Consider the following 12,197-nt stretch of genomic DNA (forward strand, 5'->3'; position numbering starts at 1 on the left):
TCAGGAATAATAGTACAGAATCAGGTCTTTGATCTGCCAGATGGATTCTGCGATGATGTAGAAGATCACCGTGTTGCGGGCGCGCTTTTTATACTGCGCTGCTTGTTCCTCGGCTGCGGTCAAACGCACCAGGCAGTAGACGAAACGGGCTACCGCACCAACGCGCACAAGCAGGATGATGGCATTTGAAATATCGTCCATTGTCACCATCAGCCATCACCTCACTTTCCCATGCCCTTGACCATCTGCACCAGCCGTACAGAATGGTATGCGTTGTTGACAATGGCGCCGCCGCCACCGCCACCGGTCGTAATGAGGAAGTCCTGAAGGAACTTCGGTGTCCGCACCGCAAGAATCATACAGGCCACGCCCCAGAAAATGTGCATATTCATCATCAGGCCAACCCCCAATTTCGCAAGAGAAACCTGAATCACCACAGAGAGCGCAGACTGGAAGAACTTACTCATGTAGGGCTTGAACACGCCTTTGTCATTGTCAATCAGACCTACGCAGGCCAACGGAATACCTACTCGCAAAATCAGGATTTCAAGCCCGCGCATCAGGAATTGGAAATATAGGATGAAATAGACGATGACAAATACCAAGCCAAAGATGGCTGTCACAAGCCCCATTGATGAAATGCCGGATACCCAGCCCGCCCAATCGTAAGCGGTGGCAAGGCCGATGGCCTCCAGCATTTTATTGCTCATTTCTTCTACAATCGTGGCAAGCCAGTCATACATGGTGGGAAAGCAGATTGCCACAGCCATAGCCTTGAAAAAGTTTGTGAGAATGGCAATAGGCTCCTCGTCGGCGTCCCCGTCTGACCACAGAACATAGGTTTCAAAGCCTTTTTTCAGGAACTTCAGCACAATCAGGGATACGCCAAAGCCGAATACAATGTCGAACAAGGACTGAAACAAATCGACCCCGGCCAAGGTGGACATATACTGCTCTGCGTACAGGGTAAGAGGGATAATCCCTTCCATCAGCCCATCAATATAGGCGATTGCTCCATTCAGCAGGGCCACGATCAGCAGCACTAAGATATATTCCAATCAGCAACCACCTCCTTTCTGGGGGCGGCGCTTGGCCGCCCCCGATAGGGATTGGAATATGGCGGGCGATCAGGACACGGCAGCTTCTTCGTTCTGTACGGCGGCCTCATACGCTTCCAGTACAGCGGCGGAGAGCTTTGCCCGCAGTTCCTTCGTCATGGGGAAGCAATGCTCCACCCACTCGCCCTTGACATTCCGGCGGCTGGGCAGGGACACAAACAGCCCCTTTTCGCCCTCGACGACCCGCACATTCTTCACCAGAAAGCAGTCATCCAGGACCACGCTGCACACCGCCCGCAGCTTGTCGGGACCGGTAAAAGTCTTTTTGATTTCCGCTTTGAACTCCATTGAATAACCTCCTGTCAAAAATTAGGGCGGGGCCGATGGCCCCGCCGCTGTTTGTTCCGATCAGCCGCCGTAGTTGAACATATCCTTGATGCGCTGGGTGATGGTGGGCAGCACGGTGTCGTCCACGATCAGGTACAGACCGGCCAGGATCAGGGCGCCCAGGACAATGGAGATCAGCACAGTAATCGCCACATCCAGCGTACCCTGACCGGTGCGGTCGGTCAGCGCCTCCGCCGTGCGGTCAGCCAGCTCACGGGCCTTCTGCTTGGCAGTCCAGATAGAAGTCATAGCCTTAACCTGAGTGTTGCGGATGAAGTTAGCCATAGTTTTTTCCTCCTGTTAATAAAATGATTTATTTAGTAAGGCGCGGAAATCGCCTGTACTACGGAATGTATCCCGGCTTACTGGTAGTAGCCGAGAATCAGGTTCAGGGTGGCGGAACCGAGTACGGCGCCAATGCAGGACACCACCGCCACCACAATGCGGTTGTTCCACTTTTTCTGATCCATCTCGTCAGCCATGCCGCGCCGGATGCAGAAATAGATGATAAGCAGACCGGCTACCACCGGCGCCAGCACCATCAGCCAGGTTGTCACATCACCGACCAATTTCTCGGTTCCCTTGACAATCTGACTATCCTGCACACCAGCGGCATAAGCCGGTGCGGACATAAAAAAAGAGGCGGCAAGTGTGGCAATACCAACACCCGCCGCCCGGACAGCCTGTTTCAGCCTGCCCGCCGTCTGGTTGATTTTCTCTTTCATTCAAAACCTCCTATGAGTTAATCATCATCAAGGCCACCGCCCATAGCGCCCTTTTGCTGCGAAAGGCGGCGCATGATGTCCTTCTGGTAGTAAATCCAGATGTTCCACAATGCGATTTCTTGCTTCGTGTCGGTGATGATTGGCCGTTTCTGTTCCCGTTCTTCCCGCAGCCTGCGGTTATGCTCCATATCTCCCAACCCCAACATCTTGTTGAACATCCACTGAGAAAGGTCGGGCGCATACATCATAGCGGGGTGGTCGCGGCTGGTGATGATTTGATGGGGACGCTTGACTCGCCGGACCTCATCCGTATTGAGCAACTTTCTCTCGGTCAGGCTGACGCTCTGGGAGTTAGACGGGGTTGTGTATTTTCCGTTGCTGGCCGAAAGCTGGTAACTGGATGTGGTATAGCTGCCGAGTTTATCGGACATCTCCCGCAGCGTTTCCGGGTCATCGCTTTGCAGGTACGCCCAAACCTGACAGTTGCCCTTGATCGTGTTGGCGATATTGTCGCTGTACTTTTCTTTCAGTTGGTCAAAGCCCTGCACAAACAGGGCATATCGCATCCCACGGCCAGCCGCCACGGTCAGCTTGTTTGTCATGTCGCTGATGGGAGTAAAGTTGCCATACTCGTCAAGGATGAAGTTGACACGGCGTTCCAAACGCCCGCCGCGCCTGTCTGCCGCCTCTGCCAGAAGCTCATATTGCTGCGACACAATGAGAGAAGCAATGGGATAAAAGGTGGTTTTCTCGTCGGGCAGGATTACAAACAACGCCTGCTTTTTACTGCCCATATCTGCAAGGGTAAAATCGCTGGTATGGGTGATAGCGTAGATGGACTTCGAGGTGAACAGCCGCAAGGTGGTCAGGGCAGAGGTGTAGAAGCTGCCTCTGGTACGGGACGGCGCCACATCGGAAATGGACAGAAGCGCCCGTGCCGGGTGGGATGGAGAGAGCTTCTTGACATACTCCAACAGCGGCATCTTATTTCCGATGGTACGGCACATTTCCGAAATGAACCAATACACATTGGTCATGTTCTGAAATTCCGGTCGTTTTTGGTTGTCGCACACCACGCAAAGAATGGCAGCCGCTATGATGGAACATTCACCGTTTGTCCAAATCTTTTCGCCCTCCGGCTTACCAACCAGATTGTTCGTCAAGTCCCAGGCCAGCATTTCTGCACGGTCGGTGTCTCCCTCACTGATGGCGTCAATGATGGGCTGGAGCAGATTGTAGCGCATACTCTTTTCGGGGTTCTTGAAGTCCAGCACCAAAACCTCATAACCCAACTTTTTCAGGAAATCAGCGGTGTAGTGGAACAATTCGGCTTTGGGGTCGGAGCAGAAGATGGATTCTCCGGCGAGTCCCAAAAGACAGATACTTTCCAGAACCAGACATCTTGATTTACCGGAACGAGTGGCGCCAACGCAGAGCAGGTGGCAGTCATCACCGACAAAATAGATTTTTTCTTTATCGCCCTCCTTTCGCATACCTACCACCACGCCGCCTTTTTTCAGCGGAGTATCCGCTCCCAAAGGTTCCTGCTTGGGAATACCTTTGGGGTGAAGGTTCAACTTCAATTTATCGCCTCCTTATTTTTCTTTGAGAAAATCCAAACCATCGTATCCGGTATCTAAGAGCTGCCGGATAGTTGGGTTGTGCGGGTCAAGAATATAGCTGTCAAATGCTTTGTCTTTCTCGGAATCGGTCATCCACCGGGCTGAACCGTGCTGATATTGGCCCACGGCTCTGGGGGTCTGAATTTCCGGGGTGATCGTGTCCAGGTCTGATTCATACGGCCTCATGTTGGTCAGGAAGAACATAACCGCCAGCACACTCACAAACCCTTGCAGACACAGATATAACATCATGTGCTGGCGACTGGAAAACAGACTGGCAAGGCAGTCCCCGATAGGGAGAAGCGACAGCCGGGTAATCTCTCTTGTCAACAAACCGTGAACCGCTGTTGAGAAAAACAGATTAAGAATCGCGCCGGAAACGAAGATCAGCGCACATACCATCAGTTTAGGCTTTGTTTTCATAATTTCACGCCATCCTCAATCTCAAAGTTATTTCGAGTGGCTCTGAGGTGGTGTTGATAACGCTGCCGGTTATGAAGCAGGATAAGAAGTACTTCGCTCATTGAATCGCTCCTTTCTGAAAAATGGTATAAGAAAAGCAGGAAACCTTTGAAAGATTTCCTGCTGGATGCGCCGCTGGTGGGTAGCGGGTATTTAATTTTGAAGATTTGAATGGGTCTGACGATGGTTACTATGCCAAATGGGAAGATATTTAGAGCAAACGCCCGTTATCGTTCCATTCTCCATACATGATGCCAGCTTTTGTGTTGTCTAATAGTTTTTGTAAACGGCTTTTGAATAAGTCCGGCTGCTTTTTCTTAATCTGTATGGTATCTACTCTTACTCTTTGATATAGCGGGGGGAAGCTTTGAAAATTCTCCCAAATTTCGGAGTCAGCTTGTAGTGCCATTAAAATGTCCTTGTCGATGACAAAACCACTCTCGGACATATCTGGTAGCACAGCTCTGCCAGCATCTGTCATGCGCCCTAACCGTTCCATTCTCCGGCAACGTTCTTTGTTTAATTCAGACCAAACGCTACCTTTTCTCCGAGGTGCTAATCTCTGTGCAGTTATGCCATTATCCATTTTCTTTGTGGTACTGTCGATCCAACCAAAACACATTGCTTCTTCAACTGCGTCAATGTACCAAAATGTTCCATTATCAACTGGCCGTCCACGTTTTACAACTACCCAACATTCATCTTCCTTATTGTGATTTTCTGAAAGCCATTGTCGCAATTCATCACGATTTGTAGCTGGCAACAAATTCTTGAAATCCATTTCCTCGGTCTCCTCAACTTTCGATTTATCGCTGGCTCAATTATACACTGTCTGGTTTCTCGTTTGAATAGATGAATTGTAAATTTGCCAATCAGAAACAGGAATTTTAGGATTTCCCCAACAAGCAAAATCCCCGGTTCGGCAGGGAATTCTGGTCATAGCTCCATATCATCCTCAACTTCAAAGTCATCCAGAAATGCTTGGGTATTTTGATCCTCGGTCAACTTGATTGCTTGCGGCTCCGTTTTGCCCATCTGCATGGGAATCAGAACCGGCAGCAGATGATCTTGTAAAAAATCAAAATCTACGCATTGGTCAGTGAACATACCAACGGTATTCAGAAACGGGGTATCCAGCGGGGTACAGATCATCAGGTCGCCGCGCTCTTTCCCCATCTTCACAATAAAAGATGCAAGATTGACCGGATCGGGGTCTAGGCAGAACGCTTCATGCAGGCCGCCCTCCGCAGGGGCATACCCGATCAGAAAAGGATAGCCGCAAGCAGTATGGTTCTGCTTGGCTGCGCTGATAAGTTCAGGGGTGACAAACTTGGTGAGTTCTTCGGCAGCCTCATTCCTGACCGGCTTATCCAGAAGCCATTCTTTCAAACTTTCCGGCTTGACGATGCCACAGAAGTCATGTCGTTCCCAATGAATGTATTTGCCGGTCAACAGGCTTTCTGCATACACAGCCTGACCTCTGGCTCCATAAATACATCCAAAACCGTTACGGGCATACCAAATGGAGTCGTCGGCAGTCATGTCCTTGCCCTTGCTGCTCACCCCAGGCTTGAGAACCAGAAATTGATTTTCGTAGTTGTACTGGCTACTGTCGGGGATGCAGTCATTTATGTCCAGAGGGCGATCCGACTGGCGGATCATTTTCTGATTCTTCACCATATCATCGGATACATAGAGAATCGGGAGTTGCAGAAAAGTAGCCAGGCCAATTTCGTCCTTCATTCCCTGAGAGATGGTGTCGCCCATTACCCAGAGTTCATCGCAGCGCTCCAGCAGTTCGTGACCCATTCGTAAGCCCTGTTCCCGCTGCTCCGGCACTGCGTCATTCAGATATTGCGTGAAAATCGTATGCGGCGCCAAGGGAATCACGCCGCAGGATGCTGCATAAGCACAGTAGTCCTTTGCCTTTTCCATGTTCTTTTCCATATCTCCCCGCAATGGGGAAGAAATATAGACCAGCCTCAAAGTAACACCTACCTTTCCAAATTAAGCCCATCCACCCAGCAGATGGATGGTGCAAAAGTCGATGAAAACTGCCCACCGGCGACGGAACATAGCCCGCAAACCTCTGAGTTTCAAATTTCCAGATCTTCCTCGTCCTCTAAATCACAGGTGCTTTCCACATCGGAACCGTAATCTGTGAACGGCAAAATATGTTCTGTGCCGTTCTCAACATTTTCCTCGGATTCATACAGCCCCATATCGGCAAATTCATTGTCGGAAACAAGAGTTCCGTCAACGGTACGGAACATCAGCGGCATATAGTTACTGTCCTCGTAATACAGAAACTCGTTGGTCGCATACGCCAGTTTTGCAATATCGCCGCCGTGAAAAATGAAGTACGGAATCGTTCGTTCCCCGCTGATAGCCGGATATTTTTTGAGTTCATCGAAAAACTCTTGAAGCTCTGGACAAACATAATGAACGGTCAGCTTGCCGGTTTCATTGCGGGAAATGCGTCCGATCACATCTTTCAACGCATGATCGGCAGTCAGTTGATAGCCAGCCCAGGCAACGGCTGTAATTTGGAACGGCGAAACAGCGCCGTCCGTTTCCTTATAAACCTGCGTGTTATCAAAGTCGTACCGGAGCCATTGACACTCCATATCATCATCCGCCTCTTGGCGCGGCGAAATGTCTGCTTCGATGATGAAGTGACTTCCTTCCAGGTCGAAATCCAGGATTTTCATTGTAAACTCCTATCTTTCCAAGTCCAGCCCGTCCAGCTCATAGTCTGAAACAGGCGGTTCAAAGGCCGTATCATAGGCCACATCATCAAGCTGCCGGATTGCGTCCAGACGGGCCGCTGCCTGCGGATCAGTAACAAGTTCCTGTTCCAGCAGGGCGTCCGCAACGATGGCGTTGGAAACCGGATCGGTAAAACAAAGGTTCTCACCGTCCTGTGCCGCCTGTTCCATCACAGATTCCGGCAGGATTTCTTCGGTAAGGGCCTTCGGCACTTCCAGCCCACGTTTCTTTGTGCCGACAATCTCATAAATGCCCACGGCAATCTCCCCGCAGGTGATGATATTTCCCCAAATATCAGGATTCGGGCGTCCATCACGCATACTTTGTCCCTCCATCTTCCTCATAAGGCATATAGGCTATGACGGTGAGATAATCCGTACCCAGGCGCCGCAAAAGAGCATCCTGATGTTCCATGACCTGATCGACGATATGCTCCGGGCAGTATTTCATCAGGTCAGCTACATATTGCCCCACATCCAAGCCAATAGGATGCGCCAGGTATTCTTCGTCCGTCATGCCCTCAAGCTGCTGGTTCAGCCCGTATTTATACATCAGGAAACGGGCGATAGCGATGGTCTGATTTCTCTTGCTGCTCATTCTTGCTATCCTCCAATCTCCATTTCTTCCTGCTGGCCGAACTCCATATCAAAGTCAAACTCCATTTCCTGCTCCCGCAGCTCCGGGATAATGTCCTCGATTTTGTCAAGAATCCGTTCCACAGATTCACGGGCCTCGTTGGAAACATCTTGATCGAGTATGCTCATCTTAACCAAGCCCGCATGAAGGACCCGGAGTTCTTCTTCGGTGAACAGCGCACGTTCATCCACCAAACCGCTCCGTTTGGCGAAATCCTGTCCTGCAAATTCCTTGTTGTAAAAAATCTGGCGGGCCATCATTTCGCCGGAATCCGGGGCGGTGCGGTAGGTGGAGAACACATAGCCAAACAGATGATGCTCCTTGCAGGCGAGAGTCACGCCATTGTATTCTGCCAGCTTATAAGAGCCATTGGGAAGTTTCTCATTGGCGTCAGTATAAGGACAGTCGCGGCAGATACCCGCTTTGTTCGCTGTGTCCTGGGCCGTATCGTTGATAAGGCGAATGAGTTTGTCCTTGACTGTGACAAAGGGGTTCTGGATCACCGTATCGGCTTTGGAGAAATAGGCCACAAGCTGGTTCTTCAAATAAATATCAGCGATGTAATCGGAAGATTGGGACCGCTTCACATCAAAGCCGCGCCGGGCAAGCTGTTCAAAGAACAGCCTGTAAAAATCGGTTTTATTTCGCAATCGGTTTCCTCCTTTCCTGATAACCTTTTCGCTTCATTACATCTTTGAGAACTTCAACGAAAGCAAAAATGCGCTCTGCCGCCGCCTGATTTTTGGGGTAAACCGCAGGCAGCGGAGGGCGCCGCTGTTTTTTCAGATCGTACCATAGACAGCCGCCGTCCCTTCGTTCAGGGAACATACAGGACGGGACAGAGGTGCGCAGGGTATAAGGGCAGTTATGGCAGGGGTGTCCTTTGGGGTATTCATATTGGTGAACCGTCAAATGAGCAATGCCATACGAACCGCTCGGAATCGACACCGGCACACCATTTTGCTTATAGGAAGTGTTCGCTGTTCTCATCCTTTCTCCTTTCTGGAACCGGGTGGCCGGTCACTTTTTTGTTTTTCATAATCATCTGAAAATAGAAAAAGCAGCCCCGCAGGACTGCTTTCTGTATGGCAATATCAATTTTTTCAAGGGACTTTTCTTCCAAAGTCACAACTTTTTCAAGGGACTTTTTCCGGCAGACAGTAGATTTTCATTGAGTTTCATCTGGTGTTCGATGTCAATACTCCGCACTGAGCAGGAAATCCGCTATGTGCATTGTCTTGATTCCCTCATAGTTCCCACCGGCAAATTCGTCTGTTGTGAGAACAAATTTGGGGTAATTATCCGGTATTTCAAGCAGGCGGCTATATTCTCTCTTTTCTGTCTTTTCCGAGTTGATCTCCTGCGTCACCTGAACATAGATTTTTTCGTTTTGTCTGACTGCTACAAAATCAATCTCGCTATCTCCGGTTTTCCCCACATTGACAGTATATCCCCGTCGGCAGAGTTCCAAATATACGATATTTTCAAGGCTGGAAGCAACGCTGTCTGCGTTATAGCCGAGAACACTGTATCGCAAGGCAACATCGGCCAGATAGAATTTTTCCTGCGTTTTCAGGATTTCCTTCCCCTGCAAGTCATATCTGGAACAGCGGTGAAGCAGATATGCCTTTTCCAGCTTTTCCAAATAGCTGTAAACCGTTTCGTTGTCGAGGGATCGCCGTTCTGCTTTCAGGTAATCTGCAATGGACTTGGCGGAAAAGGTGTTGCCGACATTATTGAATGTGTATTTTACGACACGCTCCAACTGGTCGATCTTCCGAACCTGATTTCGCTTTACAATATCCGAGAAGATCGTGGAATTGTATATATCCCGGACAATCGTGTAGATTTCATCCTGAGAATACGCCTGCAAATGCGTTGCCGGAAATCCTCCCAGGCGAACATAATTGGCAAGTTCTGCTTTCGGCTCCCCAACATTGGCGAATTTGCTTTTGAACATCAGATATTCGCCAAAAGACAGGGTGAAAATGCGGAAGGAAACATATCTGCCAGTAAGATAGGTCGCTATTTCAGAGGACATCATTCTGGAGTTGGAGCCTGTAATATACAAGTCAACATCAAAATCGGACGCCAGCGAATTAACAATCTTTTCCCATCCCTTGATTTCTTGAACCTCGTCCAGAAACAGATAAGTCCTTCCTGTGGAGGAAAGCTGATCCTTCAATAGCGTGTAGATCTGCTTTGCCGTCATATCCTCATATTCCATAGAATCAAAACGACAGCTTATAATGCGATCTTCCGGGATGTTTCGTTCCGTTTTCAGTCTTTCCATAATCATTTTCAGTATGGTAGATTTTCCGCAGCGGCGCACCCCTGTAAGGATTTTAACAAAAGGAGTATCTACATAGGCCATAATCTTATCCACATATAACGGTCTTTCAATCATCGTGACCACCTCCATTCGCTATTATTATACCGCAAAACGCACAGGTGGTCAATTTTTTTGCGGTTTATAACCGCAAAACTTTTCGACAATATATTTGATTGCGGGTCACTATGGCTCCATACCTTTATCTTTGTGCCGCAGATACCACTCTTTTCGGGCTGCCTTTGACAAATCTGTACTCATCGCCTTTTGCCGGTCATCATATTCCATATCAAGGCTCATGGCAGTCTGCTCCAAAGCAATCAGAATCTCGCAAATCATCTGTTCGGTGAAGTAGGCTTTGCGGGCCTCTGTATATTCAAAAGACTGGACCTCACGGTCTTTGCACAGCATGGTGCGGATCACGTCGAGAATTTTATTGGCAATCAGCTTATCGGCCTCCGCCACAGCCTTTTCCTGCTGTTCTTTGATGTGCGCCGGGTCGGTGTCATAGAGCATGGCAAGATGGGTCTTGCTCTCTGCGTAGTCCTGTACCAAATTGCGGATGTACTCATTGTTTTCCTTCAAGAAGGCAACAAAGGCATCCAATTCGGCCTTCACATCCTCTGGAAGCAATTTGTAATACAGCCGCCCCTTTTTCGGCATTTTCTCCTTCAACGCAAACAGGCGTGAGATAAAGGGGGCAATCTTCATTGCACCAACAACGCTATCCAAAGGGGAAGTCCCCAGCTCATCATCCGTGATACGCCCAAACGCTTCACGCAGGCGGCGATATTCCTGCGGGTGAAGATGCTCCATGTACTTCTCAAACTCGTCAATCATTTCGTCTGTGATGGCCGACAGGTGTTCCTTTGCCCGCTGTTTGGCCTCGCAATACTCTTTGATACGCTCGGCAAAGGTATCTCGAATGAGCTGCTTACGGATTTTATCCGGGATGCTTGGATGCACAAAAGGGACCATTGTTCGCTGATTTTTATTCCAGAACACCACATGGATGTGGGGGTGGCCTTTTTCGTTATGGTGGGCGGCCACCCATTGCAAATCCTGCACCCGGATTCCATTGAACTTTGCCAGAGTCAAAATGTGGCGGTCAATATAGTCCTCCCACGCTTTATGATCGGACAGTCCCAATTCAGCAGCCGTTTCAGGTGAAAAAGAGATAATACCACGATACATATTGACCCGGCGATAGGAAAGCTCCCGAACCAGGCGGGCGGCTTCCTGCCAGGTGTCAAACTCTTTGACCGCCCCCGGCTCCAGCTTGCCAAACAGTCCGTGGCGCATCCCCTCATTCTTCACGGCACCGGGACGAGTTGCAATGTAGCCGATATGGGCATAGTTGCCTTTTGGAGTTTTCTTATAGTTAGGGTGCCGGTGGCGCTGCTTATAAATCAGAATCGACACGGGAACCTCCTTGTACGGCATGGATGGCTTTCTGCATTTCCTCGTCATCCATGAAAGTACGCAGCGCATCCGCGTTTTTCTGATTGGCAAATGCCAATGCCCGCTTTCGGGCCGCCGACTCAATTTTTTCAAAAGACGAATAGCGATCTTGGTCAATGAGGTCTGCAATAATGGCAATGTTGGCATAATAGCCCGCAGCCGATATGATCGTCAGGCGATTTATCAGTCCGGCCAATCGGTTTCCCAGGGCTTTGAGCTGCCCGCTGAGTTCCTGCCGGATGACCCCGTTTATCATGTCAATATTTTCGGCGGTGGTTTCCAAATCCAGATATTCGTCAATCGCCCTGCGCACTTCTTTGGAAAAGTCCGTCCCATTCTTGGCTGCCAGTTTATTGAGCGCCCGAACTGTATCTTCCGGCAGATGGAGCGTCTTGCGCTCTGTTTTAATGGGCGATTCCTTCAAATCAATCCTCCTTTCAAATGAGTGAGTGCCAGACAACAGGCCCCAACCAATACTTCTCACATTCTCGGCGTTAGAATGGTTAGAATCGGCGGGTAGAATGGCTGAAAAGAGAGGTGTGACAAAAATCACACCGGAACTTGAAAGTCATACCGATTCAAAAACCCGCAAACCCGTTGAAAGCACTGCTTTCAAGCTGTCAGCCCGCCGTCAGGTATGACGGCTATTCCTGCCTTAACCGAGAACCGCAGGGCGTGGCCTGCGGATTCCGGTTGCGGGGCGCCCCCGCAGGGGGGCGGGCAGGTACAGATGAAAAGAAAAGTGCGG

At 49.6% G+C, this 12,197-nt stretch carries 17 protein-coding genes; all 17 read right to left on the bottom strand.

All coding sequences use genetic code 11. The annotated features are described in order from the left end of the window. The gene (locus tag ACKTS9_RS09665) at nt 1-210 is read right to left on the bottom strand and encodes a hypothetical protein (RefSeq protein ID WP_025544402.1); all 210 of its coding nucleotides are present in this window, start codon (nt 208-210) and stop codon (nt 1-3) included. Nucleotides 211-221: 11 nt separating this feature from the next. Then, entirely contained in the window at nt 222-1,058 is an 837-nt protein-coding gene (locus ACKTS9_RS09670; protein WP_025544403.1) for a conjugal transfer protein TrbL family protein, read from the bottom strand. A 69-nt stretch (nt 1,059-1,127) separates the two neighbouring features. After that, nucleotides 1,128-1,406: a SpoVG family protein gene (locus ACKTS9_RS09675; protein WP_055180693.1), complete on the bottom strand. Its 279-nt coding sequence runs from the start codon at nt 1,404-1,406 to the stop codon at nt 1,128-1,130. A gap of 60 nt (nt 1,407-1,466) precedes the next feature. Continuing rightward, nucleotides 1,467-1,730, bottom strand: coding sequence for a DUF6133 family protein (locus ACKTS9_RS09680; RefSeq protein WP_025544405.1), 264 nt, complete (start codon nt 1,728-1,730; stop codon nt 1,467-1,469). Nucleotides 1,731-1,807: 77 nt separating this feature from the next. Further along, nucleotides 1,808-2,170, bottom strand: coding sequence for an Mbov_0395 family pilin-like conjugal transfer protein (locus ACKTS9_RS09685; protein WP_186908980.1), 363 nt, complete (start codon nt 2,168-2,170; stop codon nt 1,808-1,810). Between the two features lie 17 nt (nt 2,171-2,187). Next, nucleotides 2,188-3,753, bottom strand: coding sequence for a VirD4-like conjugal transfer protein, CD1115 family (locus ACKTS9_RS09690; protein ID WP_025544407.1), 1,566 nt, complete (start codon nt 3,751-3,753; stop codon nt 2,188-2,190). 12 nt (nt 3,754-3,765) lie between these two features. Then, nucleotides 3,766-4,215 (bottom strand): TRAG family protein, encoded by a 450-nt coding sequence (locus ACKTS9_RS09695; protein WP_087377553.1) that lies wholly within the window; start codon nt 4,213-4,215, stop codon nt 3,766-3,768. Nucleotides 4,216-4,465: 250 nt separating this feature from the next. Next, complete coding sequence (locus tag ACKTS9_RS09700; protein ID WP_087377555.1) at nt 4,466-5,035, bottom strand: YdeI/OmpD-associated family protein; 570 nt, start codon at nt 5,033-5,035, stop codon at nt 4,466-4,468. A 155-nt stretch (nt 5,036-5,190) separates the two neighbouring features. After that, on the bottom strand, nt 5,191-6,201 hold the full coding sequence (locus ACKTS9_RS09705) for a DUF4406 domain-containing protein (RefSeq protein WP_087377557.1): 1,011 nt from the start codon (nt 6,199-6,201) through the stop codon (nt 5,191-5,193). Nucleotides 6,202-6,350: 149 nt separating this feature from the next. Next, nucleotides 6,351-6,965, bottom strand: coding sequence for a hypothetical protein (locus ACKTS9_RS09710; protein WP_087272222.1), 615 nt, complete (start codon nt 6,963-6,965; stop codon nt 6,351-6,353). Between the two features lie 9 nt (nt 6,966-6,974). After that, nucleotides 6,975-7,343, bottom strand: a complete 369-nt coding sequence (locus tag ACKTS9_RS09715) for a hypothetical protein (protein ID WP_087415530.1) — start codon at nt 7,341-7,343, stop codon at nt 6,975-6,977. Then, a complete protein-coding gene (locus ACKTS9_RS09720; RefSeq protein ID WP_087180016.1) occupies nt 7,336-7,620 on the bottom strand; it encodes a hypothetical protein in 285 nt (94 codons plus the stop codon). The genes ACKTS9_RS09715 and ACKTS9_RS09720 overlap by 8 nt, the downstream gene beginning before the upstream one ends. 5 nt (nt 7,621-7,625) lie before the next feature. After that, a complete protein-coding gene (locus ACKTS9_RS09725) occupies nt 7,626-8,309 on the bottom strand; it encodes a hypothetical protein (protein ID WP_407880455.1) in 684 nt (227 codons plus the stop codon). Further along, complete coding sequence (locus ACKTS9_RS09730; protein ID WP_087242549.1) at nt 8,299-8,649, bottom strand: hypothetical protein; 351 nt, start codon at nt 8,647-8,649, stop codon at nt 8,299-8,301. Before ACKTS9_RS09730 ends, ACKTS9_RS09725 begins: the two co-directional genes overlap by 11 nt. A gap of 205 nt (nt 8,650-8,854) precedes the next feature. Further along, complete coding sequence (locus ACKTS9_RS09735; RefSeq protein WP_407880459.1) at nt 8,855-10,066, bottom strand: ATP-binding protein; 1,212 nt, start codon at nt 10,064-10,066, stop codon at nt 8,855-8,857. A 108-nt stretch (nt 10,067-10,174) separates the two neighbouring features. After that, complete coding sequence (gene mobP3, locus ACKTS9_RS09740) at nt 10,175-11,410, bottom strand: MobP3 family relaxase (protein ID WP_407880461.1); 1,236 nt, start codon at nt 11,408-11,410, stop codon at nt 10,175-10,177. Continuing rightward, entirely contained in the window at nt 11,391-11,873 is a 483-nt protein-coding gene (locus ACKTS9_RS09745) for a ribbon-helix-helix domain-containing protein (RefSeq protein WP_006354114.1), read from the bottom strand. Before ACKTS9_RS09745 ends, mobP3 begins: the two co-directional genes overlap by 20 nt. Nucleotides 11,874-12,197 lie beyond the last annotated feature (324 nt).

Origin of the sequence: Owariibacterium komagatae (assembly GCF_045865535.1) — a bacterium.
Classification (GTDB): domain Bacteria; phylum Bacillota; class Clostridia; order Oscillospirales; family Ruminococcaceae; genus Ruthenibacterium; species Ruthenibacterium komagatae.